The sequence below is a fragment of the Clostridium sp. MCC344 genome (assembly GCF_018785365.1).
In the GTDB taxonomy this organism is placed as follows: domain Bacteria; phylum Bacillota; class Clostridia; order Lachnospirales; family Lachnospiraceae; genus Pilosibacter.
In genome coordinates, this window is sequence record NZ_WQPQ01000022.1 from 80,109 (window position 1) to 102,103 (window position 21,995).

The 21,995-nt window shown below is 50.4% G+C and carries 11 protein-coding genes; 9 read left to right on the forward strand and 2 right to left on the reverse strand.

The annotated features are described in order from the left end of the window. Positions 1–53 precede the first annotated feature (53 nt). The 9 genes from GPK90_RS06965 (at position 54) to GPK90_RS07005 (ending at position 17,022) form a co-directional block, all read left to right on the forward strand. Entirely contained in the window at positions 54–4,910 is a 4,857-nt protein-coding gene (locus tag GPK90_RS06965; protein WP_215702591.1) for a nicotinate-nicotinamide nucleotide adenylyltransferase, read from the forward strand. Positions 4,911–5,106: 196 nt separating this feature from the next. After that, positions 5,107–6,369, forward strand: coding sequence for a lactate dehydrogenase (locus GPK90_RS06970; RefSeq protein WP_118513678.1), 1,263 nt, complete (start codon positions 5,107–5,109; stop codon positions 6,367–6,369). A gap of 48 nt (positions 6,370–6,417) precedes the next feature. After that, entirely contained in the window at positions 6,418–7,512 is a 1,095-nt protein-coding gene (locus GPK90_RS06975) for an NAD(P)H-dependent oxidoreductase (RefSeq protein ID WP_346011220.1), read from the forward strand. A 464-nt stretch (positions 7,513–7,976) separates the two neighbouring features. Continuing rightward, the gene (locus tag GPK90_RS06980; RefSeq protein ID WP_118298372.1) at positions 7,977–9,014 is read left to right on the forward strand and encodes a TAXI family TRAP transporter solute-binding subunit; all 1,038 of its coding nucleotides are present in this window, start codon (positions 7,977–7,979) and stop codon (positions 9,012–9,014) included. Positions 9,015–9,019: 5 nt separating this feature from the next. Next, a complete protein-coding gene (locus GPK90_RS06985; protein WP_182426839.1) occupies positions 9,020–9,511 on the forward strand; it encodes a DUF1850 domain-containing protein in 492 nt (163 codons plus the stop codon). 94 nt (positions 9,512–9,605) lie between these two features. Further along, the gene (locus GPK90_RS06990) at positions 9,606–11,579 is read left to right on the forward strand and encodes a TRAP transporter permease (RefSeq protein WP_142412049.1); all 1,974 of its coding nucleotides are present in this window, start codon (positions 9,606–9,608) and stop codon (positions 11,577–11,579) included. A 505-nt stretch (positions 11,580–12,084) separates the two neighbouring features. Then, positions 12,085–13,572, forward strand: coding sequence for a threonine synthase (thrC, locus tag GPK90_RS06995; protein ID WP_215702592.1), 1,488 nt, complete (start codon positions 12,085–12,087; stop codon positions 13,570–13,572). Between the two features lie 143 nt (positions 13,573–13,715). Further along, positions 13,716–14,582 carry a class II fructose-1,6-bisphosphate aldolase gene (gene fba, locus GPK90_RS07000; RefSeq protein ID WP_118298368.1) on the forward strand — a complete coding sequence of 289 codons (867 nt, stop codon included), beginning with the start codon at positions 13,716–13,718 and terminating at the stop codon, positions 14,580–14,582. Between the two features lie 322 nt (positions 14,583–14,904). Continuing rightward, complete coding sequence (locus GPK90_RS07005) at positions 14,905–17,022, forward strand: glutamine synthetase III family protein (protein WP_118532593.1); 2,118 nt, start codon at positions 14,905–14,907, stop codon at positions 17,020–17,022. Between the two features lie 124 nt (positions 17,023–17,146). On the opposite strand, the gene GPK90_RS07010 is transcribed toward GPK90_RS07005, so the two are convergent. Then, the gene (locus tag GPK90_RS07010) at positions 17,147–19,345 is read right to left on the reverse strand and encodes a GH25 family lysozyme (RefSeq protein ID WP_215702593.1); all 2,199 of its coding nucleotides are present in this window, start codon (positions 19,343–19,345) and stop codon (positions 17,147–17,149) included. A 203-nt stretch (positions 19,346–19,548) separates the two neighbouring features. Beyond that, the gene (locus GPK90_RS07015) at positions 19,549–21,393 is read right to left on the reverse strand and encodes a sugar phosphate nucleotidyltransferase (protein WP_118532589.1); all 1,845 of its coding nucleotides are present in this window, start codon (positions 21,391–21,393) and stop codon (positions 19,549–19,551) included. Between the last annotated feature and the right edge of the window lie 602 nt (positions 21,394–21,995).

The window sequence follows — 21,995 nt, forward strand, 5'->3', positions numbered from 1 at the left end:
TATATCATATTTTCATAAATCAGACATCAACCCCACGAAACGGAGGTAGCTCCATGTATAACAGACACATCCGCCATCTTGTGACAGAGCTTGGAAACCGCCTGTCAGAGAAAGAATTTTTAAAAAAGATCGGCCTCAGCCGCCGCAGTATGCAGCAGCTGTTTGATAAAGACCGCTGGGAAGTGATCTTCGAGAAAGCCTTTCCGGTGACGAGACGCTTTTCCTGCGCGGAAATCCTGGAATTCTGCCGGGAAGATATGGAAAAGCTCGGAAATGAGCCGGAAGAGGGCTGGCTCTCCTTCACTTATAAATATGTGACACACATCCTGTATCCGGATGATGAATTCTCTGCGTCCGCGGCTCCCTGTGCGCCGTCTGCGCTCTACTTCTTAAATGTTCTCCAGTATTTCTTTGATGAAGAACGGAAAGTGATGCCGTTCGATCCATATGATGATTTCCGCTTTTTAACAAAAGAAGAATATGCGCATTTTGAGCGTGCGGATGAATATGAGCACTTTATCCGTGAGTTCCGCGACCAGTACGTCTACGAGATGATGCGGTTAAACCGTGAGGCGACGCCTTTCGAGACACTCGGTCATATCGCGGGTGTCCACTATGTTGCCATGACGGTAGCCCAGGGACTTTATGCGGCAGGCGTTCCGATCGATCTGGCGCTGGCATCCGGCGCGGCGGCCGGCCATGATCTCGGAAAATTCGGGTGCAAACCGAATGAGCGGGTTCCGTATCTGCACTATTATTATACGAACCAGTGGTTTACCGCCTACCATATGGAAGGGATCGGTCATATCGCTGCCAACCATTCAACCTGGGATCTGGAGCTTGACAACATCTCCGTGGAGTCCCTGGTGCTGATCTATGCGGACTTCCGTGTCAAGCAGATGCGCGGCGAGGACGGAAGAGAACTCACGAAGATCTATACACTGAAGGATTCCTTCGACGTCATCCTGTCCAAGCTCGACAACGTGGATGAAAAGAAACGGAACCGCTACCGTGTCGTTTATTCCCGTCTGTACGAATTTGAGCGCTACATGCGTTCAAAAGGCGTGGATGTGGACCTCACAGGCCATCCGGACCCGGCAGAAAAGCCGGTGGACATCGTCCTGCAGTCCGGAAAACAGGTGGTGCGCTCGTTTGTATTCTGGGGGATCGAGCACAACATCGACGTCATGCACCGGCTCGGCACCGAGCGCCAGTTCGGAAACATTCTCGAGGCGGCGCGGAGCGAGAAAGACTGGAAGAATGTCCGCGCATATTTAAACATGTTCAATGAATATTCGATTCACCTGAACCACCGCCAGAAAGAGCAGACGATCAGCTTCTTATATGAGCTCCTGTTAAACAGAGAGGGAGACATCCGCAGGCAGGCGGCGGCCCTGGTCGGAAAAATGTTCGCGGACTTCAACGCCGGATACCGGAAAGAACTTCCGAAAAACATGCCGGATCCGGATGACAAGACGGCTCTGACGCTCTGGGAAGAATACATGGCGCAGCTCGTATGCCCGGACTATCGCCTGACATTACAGCAGAAGCACCGGATCCAGAACTCCTTAAAATTTGTCATGATGTCTGCCATGGAGCGAAGCTCGGAGAAGGTCCGGGAGGAGTTGTTCGGGGTATTTATGAAATGGTTTGACAGAAAACACCGCCTCGTGGGGGATCCGGTCTTCTACCTTTTAGACTGCATCTTTTCCCTGCCGCTCGATCTCAGCAGCAAGGAGGGACATCTGGAGAGCCTGATCAGTTTCGCGATCGAACACATGGAAGACGAGGATGAGAAGATCCAGATCGCTGCGGTCCGTGTCCTGAAAGTTTTGACGCAGGCGGTGACACCGGAGAGCGCGTGCTACCGGCTTGCCTGCGATGCGGCGAAAAAGATCGATCCGAAGACGATCACACTCCTCTTCCTGCAGTACCGGATCTTTACAAATCTGCGCCTTGATACGAGCAGACAGAGAGAAGTCCTGTACGGACATGACGTGGTCAGCGATATCTTCCTTGAAAACCTGAAATCGGCGACCCCGTGGATCTTAAAATCCGTCAATATCAAGTTGCTGGCAGATCAGGTGGACCATGGAAAACGAGAGCATCTGCTCCATATCTGTGCCCACTTCTCGAACCTCATCAAGGTCAGTGAGCAGGTCGGAGTCCGCCACGATGCGGGACGTGCACTCCTGCGCCTGGCCCACCTTCTGACGACGGACCAGAGGAACGAGATCGCGGTCGAGCTGTTAAAAGGCCTGGAAGTCGGCGAGTACGAGTTCTCGAAGTATATTCCGGAATATCTCGGCGAATTTGCCTTGTGGCTTCCGCCGGAACAGCTCGATGACATTATTGAGCGCCTGCATATCCTGCTCGCGAACGGAAATGAGCGGATCGTGTCCGTCGCACTCGACACACTGGGGATCATTCTGGAGTGCTATTCCAGATATCCGGTCCGCTTCCAGGAGCCGGATGAGATCGCCGAGGACCGGAGGATGAAGATCCTGGGACTGATCTTAAGCTGCCTTGCAAACTACAGAGAACAGGTCCGCCAGGAGGCGCTTCTTGTGATCGGGCAGCATATTTTCGGCTCCCAGATCCTTGCAGAGCGCGATAAGAACCGGATGTTCTCTCTGTGTGCGAAAAAACTGCTGTTCCTCCTGAATGAGAATAAAGGCGGAGAGCTCAGCCTCTACTACCGTGCGGCGACCTTGTCTCACATCGGACGTTTCATCTCCCGCTACCAGCTCTTCGGCGGTGACGTGGAGACCATGACGAGAAATAAAGTGGCATTCTTCCCGGGGACCTTCGATCCGTTCACCCTGTCCCACAAGGAGATCGCCAGAAAGATCCGTGAACTCGGATTTACGGTATTTCTCGCGGTGGACGAATTTTCCTGGTCGAAGAAGACCCAGCCGCATCTGGTTCGCCGCCAGATCGTGAACATGTCGATCGCGGATGAATTTTATGTGCATCTGTTCCCGGACAACACGCCGGTCAATATCGCGAACCCGGCGGACCTTCGCAGATTGAAGGAAATGTTCCCGAATGAGGAACTCTACATCGTGGTCGGATCGGACGTCATCCACAATGCAAGTTCCTATAAGAAAGAGCCGGAAGAAAATTCGATCCATTTCTTCAATCACATCGTATTCCGACGGGCCGGAGAAGCACATCCGACCGAGGTCTACAATGAGATCAGGGGAAAAGTCGTGCAGCTGGAGCTGCCGCGCGAGCTGGAAGATATCAGCTCCACAAAGATTCGAGAGAACATCGATAACCACCGTGATATTTCCAGCCTGATCGATCCGGTTGTTCAGGAGTACATTTACCATAAGGGAATGTACCTGCGTGAGCCGGAGTTCAAGCCGATCCTGAGAGCGAAAGCGATCGCTTTTGAGAATGCCTCCGGAAGAGACCATGCGGTCCTGGACGAGCTCGGAAATACCGTCCTCTACGGACATCCGGATGCCCAGGCGATTTTCACGAGGATCCAGGTGGAGAACGACAGCCTGCTGATCCTGAGGAACACCGTGGAAGGCGAGCGGCCGGTCGGTTTTGCAAGCTACAGGGAGATCGGGAATGATGAGCTGTACGGAGTCTTAAAGGACATGGAGCTTGCGAATCTGGTGCGCGGAAAGAGCAGCCGGGAGATCCTCCTGATCACGGGGATCTACGCGAGAGAGGAGAATACCGGGGACAGCGAGATGATCCGGGATGCCGCACAGCAGCTCCTGGTGGAGGTCGTTGCGAAAGAGCTGGAGAAGAATTACAGCTTTGCGCTGTTCGTGGCAGAGCGCGGAACGGCGGCGAAGCATGTCGTGTACGCGCTGGAAAGACAGGGCTTTGAGCGTCCGCACCTGGCAGACGAAAATGACAAGAGGACGATCTACCTGGTCGACATGCATGAACCGCTCATGTTCCTGCATAACCTGGAGACAACGATCAAGGAACCGTTTGCCAGCAATCCGGCGGTCCTCAGGGCAATCGAGAAGAATCATAAGAAACTGCAGATCGCGATGACGAAGCTGTATCCGGGAAATCTCGTCCTTTCCTTATCCTCCGGAGTCATGCATCACCGCCTTGTGGACAGGATTACGTCGCTGAACGATGTGCCGAGAGAACCGCTCGTTCCGAGACGGCTCGGAAAGAACATGTGCGTTCCGTTCGGCAAGATCCTCAGAGGAAAAGTTGTCCCGAATACGGTGACAAAGACGCTGCACACGGATAAGGTCTATGAGCCGGATCTGGAAAGCTACACGATCGAGCCGTTCCCGTATTATTCACCGTTAAACAGTCAGATCGAGACGATCCGTTCCTTCGACCGTCCGGTAATCCTGGTCGACGACCTTGTCCACAAGGCAGACCGTCTCCGGGTACTCGTTCCGAAGCTCAGGGAGACGGGGATTCCGATCAAAAAAGTCGTTGTCGGAGTTCTGTCCGGCTACGGGCGGGATCTGATGCAGCAGCTGAAGGTGCCGGTCGAGAGCATCTACTCGATGCCGAATGTGCGCCAGTGGTTCGTGGAATCGACGCTGTACCCGTTTATCGGCGGTGACACGGTGCGCCGGGAGGAAATGAAAGTTGCGGGACTTCAGCCGTCCATCAACATGATCCTGCCGTATGCGACACCGAAGCTCTCCGGCTGCAGCAGGGAGGCACTGGTGGAGTTTTCGGCCTGCTGTATCGAGAATTCCAGGGATCTTTTACAGGTCCTGGAGGCGGAGTACCGGAAACAGTACGCGAAGAACCTGACGCTGTCGCGCCTCTCCGAGGCAGTCATCCTGCCGCTCTGCCCGGATAAGGGAAGCTGCATGGAGTACGATGAGAATCTCGCGGCATCGGTTTATCTGGAAAATGATCTGGAGATGCTGCAGAGGATGAGAAAGTTTATGGTAACGATCCAGTAGGTCTGTGTATTGACTGTACTGACTGTAAAAACGGACTTGCAGGAAAAAGTCTTGTTGACGGAAGGTGTTATGAACCAGAGATACACACCGGCATCGACCGGGGCAGAGATATCTTAATGGAGTTCTGCCTGCAGATATGAAACTCGCGAAGCGTGTTTTCACTTGTTGATAGTAAAATAGAGAGGGGCATCATAAAATGGTTACATATTATAAGATCGGGGATGCGTTCTGCGCGTCCGTTCACGGCAATCTGCCGTATGAAAAAACAGAAAAACCGGCAGCGGGAACGAAGCTTACCTGGCTGTTTACCGGAGATCCGGGAAGCCGCCGCGCGTCATTTCTTGTCGATCACCCGGCGGAACTCTTTGCAGAAAAAGAGGATGTCAGCTGGTTAAATACAAACAGATTGGATGCGTCCGCAACTGACGGACAGATCGGGGAGCTCCCGCAGGAAGTCATGGACCAGATCAAGACCGGGACACTCCGCGCGGTCAACGCATCCCATCCGAAATTTAAGGAAATCCTGGCATACGAGCCGAAAGACGGCAAAAAGCGTGTCCATGTGCTGGCGATCGGCGATGTCGGAAGCATGCTTTTGACAGGACTTCACCTTCTCGGCGGAGATGTGATCTCCTCGATCGGGATCTGCGATATCTCCGACAAAGTGACCGCCCGCTGGGAGTTTGAGGAGAACCAGATCGCATATCCGTGGGACTACGACGCGATGCCGGAGGTGGATGTCGTGGCCCCGGAACATCTCTTTGACTGCGATGTGTTCGTATTTGTCGCGTCAAAGGGAATCCCGCCGGTCGGCTCCGGCGTCAAGGACGTCCGCATGTACCAGTTTGAGAATAACTCGAAGATCATCGGCCATTACGCGAAGATGGCGAGAGAGAAGAACTTTAAGGGACTTTTCTGCGCGGTATCTGATCCGGTCGATCCGCTTGCAAAGACCGCATTTCTCGAGAGCAATAAGAATGAGGCCGGGGAATATGACTGGATGGGACTTCTCCCGGAGCAGATCCAGGGATTCGGTCTCGGAGTCATGAATGCCCGGGCTGCATATTATGCAAAACGCGATCCGAGATTCAAACAGTTCCTGACAGAGGGGCGTTCCTTCGGACCGCACGGACAGGACCTTGTCATTGCGGATTCCATCGAAAATTACAACGATGAGCTCTCGAAAGAGCTGACAAACCTGACTGTCACCGCAAACCTTCACATGCGCGCCATCGGCTACAAACCGTTTGTCGCACCGGCATTCTCTTCCGGCGCGATCTCGATCTTAATGACGTTGAGAAAACAGTGGCACTGCGGATCCGTCTTCCTCGGCGGCGTCTACATGGGCGTGAAGAACCGCTATACGGATCATGGAATCGAGACGGAGGCACTGGCGCTGCCGGAAAAGCTGTACGAGAGGATCGAATTTGCGGCGGAGAACCTGGCGAAGATCGTGTAGAGGATGGGGAACGCATATTGTTTCTTTTTTATAGGAGAGTGAGACATCATGGAGAACGACGGATTACTTGTATTGTACCCGCAAAAACGTGGTTCGGAGAAAGAGCGGGCGCGGCTGGATGAGGTTTTAGAGGCGGCACTGGACGGGATCGATGCAGAGATCGTGGAGAACATGGATCTCCTGGAACAGGACCCGGAAAGATACCGGGGACGGCGGCTCCTGTTCGCAGTTCCGCTCGGAAAAAACGGCATCAACCGCGGTTACTATGAAGTCCTCGCCTGGCTGCGCGGCGGTGAACAGGTCCTTTCCGGTGCTGTCGGCGGCATGATCATCGATGCGGAGAGTGAATTTTACACGAAAGCGACGGCGCGGGAGCTGGCGGTCGCGGCGAACCGTGCCGGCTGCGCGTTTGTCGGACGGCCGCTGGTGGAAGGAACTGCCTCTCTCGACAACTATCTGATCCAGGCTGCGAACATGAACACGGACCGGTTCGGTGCCTATAAAAAGAGTGCGCAGATCCTGGCTCATGAGATCCTGGAGACAGAGTGGGAGCCGAAGAAAGAAGCACATCTGCTGGTGCTCCACGCTTCCAACCATAGAACGTCCAATACGCTGGCGATCTGGCAGAAGGTGAAGGAACAACTGGATGATCGGATCAAGATCCAGGAGGTCAACCTGCGGAACGGTACGCTTGTGGACTGCTCGGGATGCCCGTATCAGATGTGTCTGCATTTTGGTGAACAGGGAAAGTGTTTCTACGGCGGAGCCATGGTGGAAGCAATCTATCCGGCGGTCAAGTGGGCGGACGCGATCCTGCTCCTCTGTCCAAACTATAATGATGCGCTTTCGGCCAATATGACGGCCTTCATCAACCGGCTGACGGCGTTGTTCCGTACAACGAGATTTTACGATAAGGCGCTGTTTGCGATCATCGTATCCGGATATTCGGGGAGTGATCTCCTCGCCGGTCAGCTCGTCACGGCGTTAAACATGAACAAGACGTTCTATCTCCCGGGCAACTTCTGTATGATGGAGACGGCGAACAACGCCGGAGCGGCGATGAAGCTGCCGGGGATCGAAGACAGGATAAGGGAGTTCAGTGAGAGAGTCACGGATACATTGTTGGAGAAAACGCAGAAATAAAGATAAGTGAAAGGCAGACTGAAAATAGAACTGTATAGGTATGGCGGCACAGAAGAGAAAACTGTGCCGCCATATTTTATCTCAGTCAGATAAGACTTCCGCTTTTTTGGATGGTGGATAATACAGATTCATCTTAGTGGGAGGAGTATGATCTCTGCTCGACATGAATTTTGAGATATTGTAATAATTGCACAACCTATGCATATATGTACAATTTAAAGGTATAATCATGCACAAATAATCGCAATAATTTTATAATTTTAAGTAATTTGTACATCAATACTTTATATTATGGAAGCAAACACGGCTGATTGCGATAAAGATAAGAAAAGAGTCGAAATTTCAGATGTTTACCAAAATTAACAAAATTTGTTGCAAAAGTTACAGACGCGCTGTATAATAAATTCGTAAGCTTCCTTTGTTAAAAACTGAACAAAGGAACAGAAAAAAGGAGGTAGAAAGATATGAGAAAGAGATTTTCCGCAGCAATTGCCCTTGCACTGTCCTGTGCGATGATGTTGACCGCCTGCTCCGGCAGCAAACCGGCAGAGACAACCGCCGCCGCAGCTGATACAACAGCAGCCGCAGCAGAGACAACCGCCGCCGCAGCTCCGAGTGGTGACGTTCAGAAGCTGACAATGGGAACCGGCGGTACAACCGGTACATATTACGCGTACGGCGGCGTAATCGCGAATGTCCTTAACAGCAAAGACATCGGTGTAAACATCAATGTACAGTCCACCGGTGCTTCAAAAGCAAATATCTACCTTGTAAATGACGGTGAAGCAGATCTCGCAACGGTACAGAACGACGTTATGGATTATGCTTACAACGGAACCGACCTTTTCGCAGAAGAAGGTGCAGCAAAAGACTTTACAGCAGTTGCAGCCCTCTACGCTGAGGTTTGCCAGATCGTTACATCCGGTGATATCAAATCCGTCGACGAGTTAAAAGGCAAGAGAGTATCCGTTGGTGACGCCGGATCCGGTGTTGAATTCAACGCTCGTCAGATCCTTGAAGCTTACGGCATCTCCTTCGACGATATCCAGGTCAACAACCTTGGTTTCGGTGATTCCGCAGATGCATTAAAAGATGGCAAGATCGATGCTTTCTTCTGTACAGCAGGTGCTCCGACAACAGCGATCGTAGAGCTCGCTACAACAAACACGATCAACCTTCTTACTGTAGACGATGAGCATGCAAAGATCCTTGCTGATGCACATCCGTTCTACACAACTTATAGTATTCCGGGCGGCTCCTACAAGGGCGTTGACGACGATGTACAGACTGTAGCGATCAAAGCTACTCTGATCGCATCTCCGAAGCTTTCTGAAGAGACCGTTTACAATATCACAAAAGCTATCTTCGAGAACAAAGATGAAATCGCTGCTACCCATGCAAAGGGCGAAGAACTTGATCTCGATTATGCAGTTTCCGGTATTTCTGTTCCGTTCCATCCGGGTGCTGAGAAGTACTTCAAAGAAGTTGGAGCGATCAAGTAATTACCTTGAAAAACAGGAAAGCAAGATTCTTTACAGCGGCGGCAATAATCACGGCAATTATTGCCGCCGTTCTTGCATATACCTTTCGAAGCGGGGACTGTCTGGTCTTAAGGAACGGGGACACGAATGAAGAGCTTGCCCGCTTCCGGGTAAAAGAGGGGGATGAATTCTCAGTGACGTTCATCCACTCGGTCAATCAGTATCCGCTGACGGATGTCTACCAGATCCGCGACCATAAAATCTATGTGGTCCGCACCATCTACAACAATTTTGGCGCGGGCGTCCAGACGGAGCTCGAGGATGGGCAGACACTGACGTATGATGAAAACGGGGAGATGGTCATTTCCGGATTTGATAAGGAGATGCCGTATCTTTCGTACATCGTGGGTACGGTCTCGGACCATACACTCACGATCCATGGAAAAGAAATCAGTCTGAGGGAACTCTGCGGGCGAAACAGTAAAGTAGAGTTCTCGTGTGAACATAAAGGACTCTGAGACAGAAAACGTGAACAAAAGGCAGAAAGCATTCCGGAACTCTTCAGGGGTGTGAGGGAGGAAGAACGGAATGTGAAAAAAAGGAGGGATTTGTATGGCAGAGAAAGACAATATGAAAGTCAACACATCTCCTGTTGCGGATGTTGAGACCGGTACCGCGGAAGACGTCGAAGCCATCATGAAAAAGTATGATCGTGAATCGAATACCCGAGTCTGGGAAGGCGTTCCAAAACAGGTGATCCGCTATCTTCTGGCAGCATTTTCACTGTTAATGCTCTACATGAACCTGTTTGCAAACTGGGATGAGCGTGTGCGCCGTTCTCTTTTTGTAGGCGTTGTTATCATCCTTTCATTCCTCATATATCCGATGAAGAAAGGCAGCACAAAGAAAAACTCGATCCCGATCTACGATATTATCCTCATGGTACTCGGAGCAGGTGCTTATTTCTACTTCGTTATCAACTTTAAAACGATCATCGGTCATGCGACCCGAATCAGCCAGACGGAGGTTATCGTCGGCGTGATCGGTATCCTGATCCTCGCAGAGACCTGCCGCCGCGTTGTCGGTATCCCGATCCTCTGTGTAGCGACATTCTTTATCTGCTACGCATTCTACAACGGACTCGGACAGGGCAGAGAATTTGCAGTCGTTTTAAAATCTGTTGTATACAACCTGTTCTACACGACAGGTGGTGTCATCGGTACTCCGATCGGTGTCTGCTCGACGTACATCGCACTGTTTATCCTGTTCGGTGCCTTCCTTGAGGCGACGGGAATTTCTGAGTTCTTTATCCAGCTCGCAAACTCCTTAGCAGGCGCTTCCACCGGCGGCCCGGCAAAGGTAGCCGTTATCTCCTCCGCTCTCTGCGGTATGGTATCCGGAAGCTCTGTTGGTAATACCGTAACAACCGGTTCCGTAACGATCCCGTTAATGAAAAAGACCGGTTACGAAGGCGAATTCGCAGGAGCCGTTGAGGCAGCTTCCTCCACCGGCGGACAGATCATGCCGCCGATCATGGGCGCGGCCGCATTCTTAATGGCTGAGATGGTAGGCGTTCAGTACGGCGAGATCGCGATGAGAGCGATCTTCCCGGCACTTCTTTATTTCACAGGTATCTTCATCACAGTACACCTGGAAGCAAAGAGACTTGGTTTAAAGGGTATCCCGAAGGATGAGCTCCCGAAATTCGGACCGTTATTCCTTCGTCAGGGTTATCTTCTTATTCCGCTGGTTGCCCTTGTTGCAATGGTTATGATGGGCTACACGATGTCCCGTGCAGCGATCATCGCTACCGCCCTTGCAATCCTTGTCAGCATGCCGAATAAAGAAACAAGAATGAACCCGACAAGATTCATCAACGCGTTGGAGGCAGGTGGTAAGAATACACTTTCCGTAGCTGTTGCCTGCGGCGTTGCCGGAATCATCGCCGGTGTCGTAACAATGACCGGACTTGGACAGCTTCTGATCTCCGCAATCGTCGGTGTTGCCGGTGACCGCGTGATCGTAGCTCTGTTCCTTACTATGTTAACCTGTATCGTTCTTGGTATGGGCGTTCCGACAACTGCAAACTACATCATTATGGCTACCACATGTGCACCGATCCTTGTAAACGGTATGGGAATCAACAAGATCGCTGCCAACATGTTCGTATTCTACTTCGGTATCGTAGCAGATATCACACCACCGGTTGCTCTTGCAGCTTACGCAGGATCCGCGATCGCGAAATCTAACCCGATGAAGACCGCGTTAAACGCATCCCGTCTTGCGATCGCAGCGTTCATCGTACCGTATATCTTCGCATTCAACCCGGCAATGCTCTTCATTGATACCGGTGTTCTCGGAGTTGTGACGATCATCATTACCTCCCTGATCGGACTGTTCGGTGTTGCAGCAGGTCTTGAAGGCTACATGTTTGCGAACCTGAATGTGATCGAGAGACTCTTATCCATCGTCGGAGGTCTCTGCCTGATCATTCCGGGAACCGTGACAGACCTTGTCGGCATCGTTCTCGTCGGAATTTCAGCGGCACTGCAGATGATGAAAAAGAAGAAGGCGGCTGTAGCATAGAAGAAATGGATGAAAGTTATATCGGAGTATATTGCAAAGAAAATTTGCATATGATATAATGGCTAAGAAAGAAATAGAACATAGTTCAAATTTACACAAAATGAAACCCCTCAGAGCGGCATCTCTGAGGGGTTTCTTCTCGTTTTATGTAGTTGAGCATCTACAGGTTAGTTACCGATCCAGTTTACTGTCTAACCATTTGATGATGTAGTGACATACCACACCAGCCATGACAGCAACTATAAAAGAAAAAACATAATCCAAATTTACACCTCCTTTCTGTCACCAGATTGGAGTGGGTAAAGAGACGAGTATATCATAGGCAGGAGAAAATTGATAGTTACTCCAGTATAAAACAGAGATAAAAAATAGACTTTTGTGAGGAATATTTGTGTATGAGGAGATCACTGTTTTCATTGATTTTATCTTGCAAGCGACATTAAAGTATGCTACACTTTCCGTAAAGTTTACCACTGTATCTGCGTAAAGAGAGGAAGGAAAAACGATGGAATTATTATATGGAAGTACCCGCGGCGGGGAGACTGACGTGACAGCATCCCAGGCGGTATTAAAAGGACTTGCAAATGACGGCGGCCTCTATGTTCCGGAGCGCATTCCGACACTGGATGTGACGATGGACGAGCTTGCCGGAATGACATATCAGGAGACTGCTTATGCGGTAATGAAGCAGTTCTTAACAGACTATACGGAAGAAGAATTAAAATACTGCATTTCCCGTGCTTACGATGAGAAATTCGACACCGAGGAGATCGCTCCACTCGCAAAGGCAGACGGAATGTACTTCCTGGAGCTGTTCCACGGAAAAACGATCGCATTCAAGGACATGGCGCTCTCGATCCTGCCGTACCTTATGACAACAGCTGCAAAGAAAAACCATGCGAAAAATGAGATCGTGATCCTGACAGCAACCTCCGGTGATACAGGAAAAGCAGCGATGGCCGGCTTCGCCGATGTACCTGGAACAAGGATCATCGTATTCTACCCGAAAAACGGTGTCAGCCGCGTCCAGGAACTCCAGATGCTGACCCAGAAAGGTGCAAACACATCCGTAGTCGGGATCGAAGGAAACTTTGACGACGCCCAGACTGGCGTCAAGAAGATCTTCGGAGACAAAGAATTCGCGAAAGAACTGGATGCAATGGGATTCCAGCTCTCCTCCGCAAACTCCATCAATATCGGCCGTCTCGTTCCGCAGGTTGTTTACTATGTATACGCATATGCGAAACTTCTCGCAAACGGCGAGATTGCAAAGGATGAGAAGGTTAATGTTGTTGTGCCGACCGGAAACTTTGGAAATATTCTGGCAGCATATTTCGCAAAACAGATGGGCGTTCCGTTTGGAAAGCTGATCTGCGCGTCCAACGACAATAAGGTCCTGTATGATTTCTTCCAGACAGGAACCTATGATAAAAACCGCGAGTTTATCCTGACCACATCCCCGTCCATGGACATCCTCGTTTCCAGCAACTTAGAGCGCCTGCTCTACTTAAGCTGCGGAAGAGATGCCGCAAAGACAAAGGAACTGATGGAGCAGCTCTCAAAGAACGGAAAATACGAGATCACACCGGAGATGAAGGAGTTCATGAAAGACTTCTCCGCCGGTTACGCAGATATGGAAGAGAACGCGAAGGAGATCAAGAAGGTATTCGACGATACCGGATATCTGATCGATACCCACACAGGCGTTGCAGCGGCCGTTTACGAGCAGTATAAGACAAAGACCGGCGATACGACAAAGACGATCATCGCATCCACTGCAAGCCCGTATAAGTTCTCCAGAAGTGTTATGGAGGCAGTTCTCGGAAAGAAAGAGGATACTGATGAGTTTGCCCTGATCGACGAGATGGAACGTATTTCCGGCGTGAAGATCCCGCAGGCCATCGAGGAGATCCGCGACGCGAAGATCCTCCACAACCGTCAGTGCAAGCCGGAGGAAATGGAAGAAACTGTGAAACAAACCTTTTCAAAGTAGGGTAAATCGGTTATAATAAAATTATCATGACAACAGTACCTGTTGGGAATAGATGGCATCTGCTCCGCATATAAATGGAAACAGACGGAAGATCCGGCGGGACAGGCTGTTCTGTCAAAATAACGATTCAAATGGAGGCCTATATGTTAGTAACAGCGAAAGAAATGCTTGAGAAAGCAAGAGACGGCAAGTACGCAGTAGGACATTTCAACATCAACAACCTTGAGTGGACAAAAGCAATCCTGCAGACGGCAGAAGAGCTGAGATCCCCGGTTATCCTGGGTGTTTCAGAGGGCGCAGGAAAATATATGACAGGCTTTAAGACCGTAGTAGGAATGGTAAACGGAATGTTAGAAGAGATGAAGATCACTGTTCCGGTTGCGCTTCACTTAGACCATGGTACTTACGAGGGATGCTTAAAGTGCATTGATGCCGGATTCTCCTCCATCATGTTCGACGGTTCTCATTACCCGATCGAAGAGAACGTTGAAAAGACAAAAGAACTGATCCGTATCTGCCGTGAGAAGGGAATGTCCCTTGAGGCAGAGGTTGGCGCGATCGGCGGCGAGGAAGACGGCGTGATCGGTATGGGCGAGTGCGCAGATCCGAACGAGTGTAAGATGATCGCTGACCTCGGCGTTGATATGCTCGCAGCAGGTATCGGCAATATCCACGGAAAATACCCGGCAAACTGGAAAGGTTTAAGCTTTGAGACACTCGCAGCTGTCAAAGAGGCAGTTGGCGATATGCCGCTCGTTCTTCACGGCGGTACCGGTATTCCGGAAGATATGATCAAGAAAGCAATCTCCCTCGGCGTAGCGAAGATCAACGTAAACACCGAGTGCCAGCTTGCATTCGCAGCAGCTACAAGAAAATACATCGAAGCAGGAAAGGACCTTGAAGGAAAGGGATTCGACCCGAGAAAACTTCTTGCTCCGGGCTTCGACGCAATTAAAGAGACCGTTAAGACAAAAATGGAGTTATTCGGTTCTGTCGGCAAAGCTGACTGATCCGTTTAGCTTGCATTATCATGCAGTTAAAGAAATGTTCTCCCTCGCAGCAGGGAGAACATTTTTTCAAGCCAGTATTTTCCTACTGATCATTGCAGTAGATGCGCAGACTTGCTGAATCGTTACGATTTTTGAACCAAATCCGTCTGATCCTGGTCTTTTTGCGGAAAGAGCCGGAGTATCAGGTAATTGCATACAGGATAAAACGTATGATTTTCCCGACAGCCGTGATCAGCTGTAGCCGTGTGTTTTACGCGCGTGACGCAGCAAAATGCCCCATACGGCGGCTGGCTATTTATACAGAAACGAGGAGGAGCAGTTTATGAGTGAAAACATCAATGTAGAGGCGATCTTCGGAGAGAATGTGTTCAACGACTCCGTGATGAAAGAACGTCTCCCGAAGAGTGTCTACAAAAAGTTAAAGCAGACCATCGAGGATGGCAGCGAACTGGACCCGACGATCGCTGACGTGGTTGCCCATGCGATGAAAGACTGGGCAGTCGACAACGGTGCGACCCATTATACCCACTGGTTCCAGCCGCTGACCGGCGTGACCGCCGAGAAACATGATTCCTTTATCGGAAATTTTGATTCCCAGGGAAAAGTTCTGATGGATCTTTCTGGAAAAGAGCTGATCAAGGGCGAGACCGATGGTTCTTCTTTCCCGTCCGGCGGCCTGCGCGCGACCTTCGAGGCCCGTGGATATACCGCCTGGGACTGCACTTCCGCGGCATTCTTAAAGAAAGATGCAACCGGCGTAACACTCTGTATCCCAACCGCCTTCTGTTCCTACAGAGGAGAAGCGCTCGATAAAAAGACCCCGCTTCTCCGCTCCATGCAGGCCATCGACAAAGAGGCGACAAGAATCTTCCACCTTTTCGGCCACACAGAAGTAAAGCGTGTTACTCCGTCCGTAGGACCGGAGCAGGAGTACTTCCTGATCGACCGCGACAAATATTTAAAGAGAAAAGACCTGATCTACACCGGACGTACCTTATTCGGCGCGATGCCGCCGAAGGGACAGGAGATGGATGACCACTATTACGGTGTTATCCGTGAGCGGATCGGTTCCTATATGAAAGAGTTAAATGAAGAGCTCTGGAAGCTGGGCGTTACCGCAAAGACCCAGCACAACGAGGTCGCTCCGGCACAGCATGAACTCGCAACGATCTACACAAAGGCAAACCTTGCCGTTGACCACAACCAGCTCGTTATGGAAACAATGAAAAAGGTTGCAAGCCGTCACGGAATGGCGTGCCTGCTCCATGAAAAACCGTTCCAGGGCGTCAATGGTTCCGGTAAACATAACAACTGGTCCCTGGCTTCCGACACCGGCATCAACATGCTGGATCCGGGCGTGACTCCGCATGAGAATATCCAGTTCCTGCTTGTTCTTGCCTGCATTATGAAAGCAGTTGACCGCCATGCGGATCTGCTCCGCCAGTCTGCGGCTGTTCCGGGCAACGACTACCGTCTCGGCGCTCAGGAGGCACCGCCAGCGATCATCTCCATCTTCGTAGGTGAGCAGCTTGAGGATGTGATCGACCAGCTGATTTCTACAGGTTCCGCGACTCACTCAAAGATCGGCGGTACCTTAAAGACCGGTGTTACGACACTTCCGGATTTCGATAAAGATGCGACAGACAGAAACCGTACATCCCCGTTCGCATTCACCGGAAACAAGTTTGAGTTCCGTATGGTCGGTTCCTCCGACTCCGTTTCCTCCGCAAACGTTGTGTTAAATACGATCGTTGCAGAGGCATTCAAGGAAGCTGCCGATGAACTTGAAAAGGCAGAGGATTTCGACCTTGCGGTTCATGATATGATCAAGAAACTTCTCGCTGAGCACCGCCGTATCATCTTCAACGGCAACGGCTACAGTGAGGCGTGGGTGGAAGAGGCAGAGCGCCGCGGACTCCCGAACTTAAAGTGCATGGTGGATTCCATCCCGGCACTTGTGACCGAGAAAGCGTTCAAACTGTTCGGCGATTTCGGTGTATACACGAAGGAAGAGCTTGTTGCGAGAGCGGAGATCGAGTATGAATCCTACGCGAAATCCGTCAATATCGAGGCGAAATCCATGATCAACATTGCCGGAAAGCAGCTGATCCCGGCGGTTGTCCGCTATACGACAGTTCTCGCACAGTCCTTAAGCGCTGTGAAGACTGCATGCCCGGAAGCTGACAACAGCGTCCAGACAGAACTTCTCATCGAAGTTTCCGACCTGCTCTCCGACATGAAAGTTGCCCGTGCGAAACTTGAGGACCTTGTAGAAGAGTATCAGCACATCGAGAGCATGGAAAAACGCGCCCACTTCTGCTACGACGAGATCATCCCGGCGATGCAGGCACTCCGCAGCCCGGCCGACCAGCTCGAAATGATCGTCGACAAAGAATACTGGCCGATCCCGAGTTATGGGGATATGATCTTTGAGGTGTGATCACTGTAACATAAAATGGTGAAAATTAGTACATAAAAACACCGCTCTGGGAGGAATGTATGATTTCCTGCCGGAGCGGTGTTTTTTCGTAAACGGAAAAATTCCAAATAATTCAAATTCAGCCCTACTTCGGTCCGCCCGTCTGATACTCGGACAGATTTCCGGAGGACGAAGAACCGGAACTTCCCGGTGTGCTGGTGCTGGATGAGCCGGAGCTGTAGTTGTAGTTCGCGCCGGCGCTTCCAGGGCCGGTCACACTGCCGGTATTTGTATAATAATTGTTATTGCTGCTCGTTCCATTACTTCCGCCAGGACTTACAGTCGAAGTACCTGTACTGCCGCCGGGGGCGGTTGTGGAAGCCGAGCTTCCGGAAGTGCTGCCGGTTGAACCGGATGAGTACCCAGGACCGCCGGTCTGGTAATTTCCAACCGCCATTCCGGTTCCTGACGAATTTCCGGATGGGCTGCTGGTTGAATTTCCGGTCGGATTCGAAGAAGGAGAAGTCGCAGTCGTTCCTGCATTTCCGCCCGGCGCAGATCCCGCCTGCGTTCCGGTCGTAATTCCATTCTGGCTGTTTCCGGTCGCCGGAGTTCCTGTATAATTACTTCCGTTGATCTGCGTTCCGGACGTTCCAGGCGTGTATACACTTCCCGCGGACCCGCCGCCGATCGCAGACGTCTCACTCAGGCAGACACCGCTCTTATTGAAGGTATAGTTGACATTGTTTACAACGAATGAGCCGTTGGAAACCATCTTTCCATCTGCCGGATTCAGATAATAATACTTTCCGCCGTCGTTCAGCCAGCCTGTGATCATATGTCCGGACTGGTTAAAGTAATACCAGCTCTGTTCGATCTGCTTCCAGCCAACCGACATCACACCGGATACCGTATCCATGTAATACTTGTTCGTTCCGTCACTCTGCCATCCGATGACCATGCGCCCGTCGGTGTGGAGATAATAGAACTTCCCGTCAAGCTGCATCCAGCCGGTCATCAGCTTTCCTTCGTTATTGAAGTAATACCAGTAACCGTCAAGCTTCGTCCATCCGGCCGCCATTGCGCCGCTCGCGTCAAAATAGTACAGAAGCCCATCGATCGTCTGCCAGCCGGTCAGCATCGTTCCGTCCTGTTGGAGGAAATACCGCTTTCCGTCGATATCCGCCCACCCGCGGACGAGCTTTCCGTTGCTGCCGAAATAATAATATTTTCCGTCCATCTTCCGCCAGCCGGTTACCATCGAACCATCGCCGCGCAGATAATAGTAATCCGTATCGATCCGCAGCCATCCGGTTACCATCGCGCCGTTTAACAGATAGTAATATTTCCCATCGACCTGGATCCAGTCCTTTGCCATCGTGCCGTCGGAATTCAGATAGTACCATGCGTCCTCCGCCTGCAGCCATCCGGTCTTCATCTGCCCGGTGGTCGAGAGAAGATAGTAGTACTGGTTGTTTAAGAGGAGCCAGCCTTTATACTGGGTTCCATCCTGATTCAGGTAATACCAGCTCTGTCCGTCATTGATCCAGCCCGTCTGTTTTACATAATTCTTATAATAGTACCACTTGTCCCCGATCAAGCGCCAGCGGTTCGCCGGAAGTTTTCCACTCAGGTCCTTAAAAGAAAAGTTGATATCCACATTTCCACTGATCCCGTTTACGGTTCCCTGGTTTGACGCCTGCCAGAATGCCGCACCCTGGTAGGACGGTTTTGCGTCGTAGCGGGCGATCCAGACATCATAGTGGACCTTCGTCATATCGATCTTATTGTTGATCCAGTAATCATTGGTATAGACCATCGGATAATATCCGGCTGTCTCGACTTTTTTACAGAATGCGTTGATAATATCAGAAAGCTGCGCCGGAGTCAGATTGTTCATCTCCTGTGCTTCCACGTCGAGGACGACAGGATAGGAGATCGGGTAGTCCTTGATAAGGTTCAGGACAAAATCTGCGTCGGATTCCGCCATCGCAGTTGTTGTCGCGTAGGAGTAGAGGTAAACGCCGACCCGGAGACCAGCAGCGGCCGCCCCGCGCACGTTTGTCTCAAAATATGGGTCTACCGCGTTGTTGTAGCGAGCTCCGATCATCGCGAACTGGATATCATCAGCGGCGACTGCAGACCAGTTGACATTTTGCTGCCACTGGGAAACATCGACACCTCGCGACAGGATCCCGGTAAGGACGGAACCATCACTTCCGATATAAGAGCCGGATGCGTTCTTCTGCCAGGCCGCCGCCCAGGCCGGAAGCGCCGGACTCACAGCGGAAAAAGCCATGACGGCACTTAGAAGAAGCGCCGCCGCTCGTTTCTTTTGTCTCATGGAGATCCCCCTTTTAAACTTGTATTTCAATAAGAACGGGGTCAAACAGTCTTTGTCCCGGTATTTTCAATGTAAAAGATCCCGGGACAGCTGGCATTTTATCACAGCTCCATCCCGGGACCATATGGACGTTATCTGCGTATTTTCAGTATAGCATAAAAATACAGATACGTCTTGAAAAAATTCACAGAAAAATGCGGCAACTATTCGGCTTTTCCGATCCCAAGAAATTCCGGCGCAGTGATGATCTTCTTATAAAACTGCTTCGCATACCGGTACATCACGATCGTGTAATCGCCAAATTCCTCGCCGACACTGCTCTTATACACTGCCCACAGGCACCACAAAAATCCGCCGAGAGCGATATATGCGTAGTAGACGAACCGCTCCTCGGAAGTCGGCTCCCTGTGCAGGTAAGTCGTAATGAGCTTTTCGACCTCAAAATCATTATAATAAGAATATATCGCGCACATGCTCACATCGATCAGCGGATCGCACATGCCGGAGTACTCCCAGTCGATCAGGCGGATATCACCGTCCGGCAGGAACAGGAAATTGTCGCACACACTGTCGATGTGGGACAGGACCTTCGGCCGGTTCAGACGGTCGAGGCGGTCGAGCAGTGTGAGCATGTGAGCTTTTACTTCCGGATAATCTTCAAAGAGCTTTTTCTCGTAACCGCGGCACAGCGCTTCATAAAAACTGATCCGCTCCCGGATATCGAAAGAATGGTCGACATGGAGCTTCGAATCATGGAGCTTTTCCACAAGCGCCATACATTTCGCCACATCATCCCAGTTGCGCGGATCGCTGTTGCGCGCGCCCTCATAATATTCAGAAATCTTGTAACCAGTCTCCCCGTTCATGTATACAACATGCTCGGTGATCCCGGATCCTTTTACGGCATCGTAGACAGCCTTTTCCTGTTTCCGGTTGATCAAGAGCTCGGTGCCCGGACCAGGAATCCGGCAGATATAGGACTTATCATGGACCTTGAACAGGAAAGACTTGTTGGTCATACCCGTTTTCAGGCACTTGATCCCTGTAATCTCGGATTCCGGAACATGAAGGACCTCGGAGATCAGTTCCATCGCGATATTGTCGGAATGATTCTGGTAGCGCTCATCGAAAAGGCGGAGCTCCTCAAGGTTTTCAAACTCGTACACCTGGTTGTCCGGCTGTTTGTTGATATACATTTCCGGCACCGGGAAGTGATGCTTGCCCGGAAGATGGCTGTCGACCTCGCCGTTTAAGAGGTCTGCGAGAACCTGTTCCCAGTACATCTGCTCCGTTCCCGGGGTATGATAATATTCTTCAAGGATCGGGAAGAACTGTTCCGAAAACTCTTTCGAGAAGAACACCGGACCATACATGACCCAGGAGTCCGCGCCGCCGACCTTAACGCCGGTGAGCAGTCCCTTTTTGCTCGTCTCAAGACACCATTCAGAAGTCTCGCCTTTCATAAATACGGAAGAGTACCAAGCGCCGCATTCATAAGTGTGGTACATATTATTCCGCATCCAGTTGTCGGACGAGAGAAGATATGTGTTTCTTCCGATAAAACATTCGCGGGCGCGGTAGAGCGTTGTCAGCGTGTTCTTATTGTGATATTCCGGGTTATAGAGAAGCTTGACGCCGAATTTGTCGATCAGGTACTCGAACTTCTCCTTTAAATAACCGACCACGATCGTGATATCTGTGACGCCGGCCCCATGAAGCTGCTTGATCTGGCGCTCGATCATGCGCTCGCCGTAGACTTCTAAAAGTCCCTTCGGCGTCTCAAATGTCAGCGGTACAAATCTGGACCCGAATCCTGCCGCCAGGATCACGGCGCTGTCCATCCGGTATTTTCTTAAAAGATCCACACCGCCCTTTAATAAGGAATAAGTCCCCTCAGCCGGATCAAACGTGAAGAGCTCCTGTGCCAACCCATCCTTCACGAGATGGTTGCAGGTCCCGAGCGAAAGATCCATCGCTGCCGCCAGCTCCCGCTGTGTCATCTTGTTGTTCTCATAAATATTTCTGCAGAGTAATCCCAAACGATCCATAGTCATCCTCCGAATCAGTTGAATCATGTTTGCGACACTTATCATGAAACATGCGGCCATGGAAACGTGGGAGAGTGTCCACACGTTTGTGACTGAAAATACATGTTTAATAATAAGGAAGAAACTGATAAAATGAACGTGTTCAAAATAATAAAAACAATAGATATATATGAACATTATAACACGTACTTCCGATAATACAAGATGATATTTTGAATATGAATTTACAATGTTCAAAATATCAACAATTATGCATCAAAATGAACATACCATTATGACACATTCCTGCCACAAAGCTGCCACAAAGTGAAAAAACAGGCAAAATGTACTGATATCCGTACAAAAACGCCATAAAATAGCGTTCGTGTAAGAATTTCGTAAGAAAATAAAAACAAAAAAGATATGGAAATTCTTAAGAAATTATACTATAATACCAGTGTATTCGAGGTACAGAGTATTTCTGGAAGCGAAGTAAGATAGTTCCCTTTATTAAAAATTCTTCATTTTTTGTAAAAAAACTATTGATAATTTTACTTATCGGAAGTATAATGGCTTCGTAATGCAATTAGGAATTTCAAAAAGCGTTTCAAAAAAACAAAAGG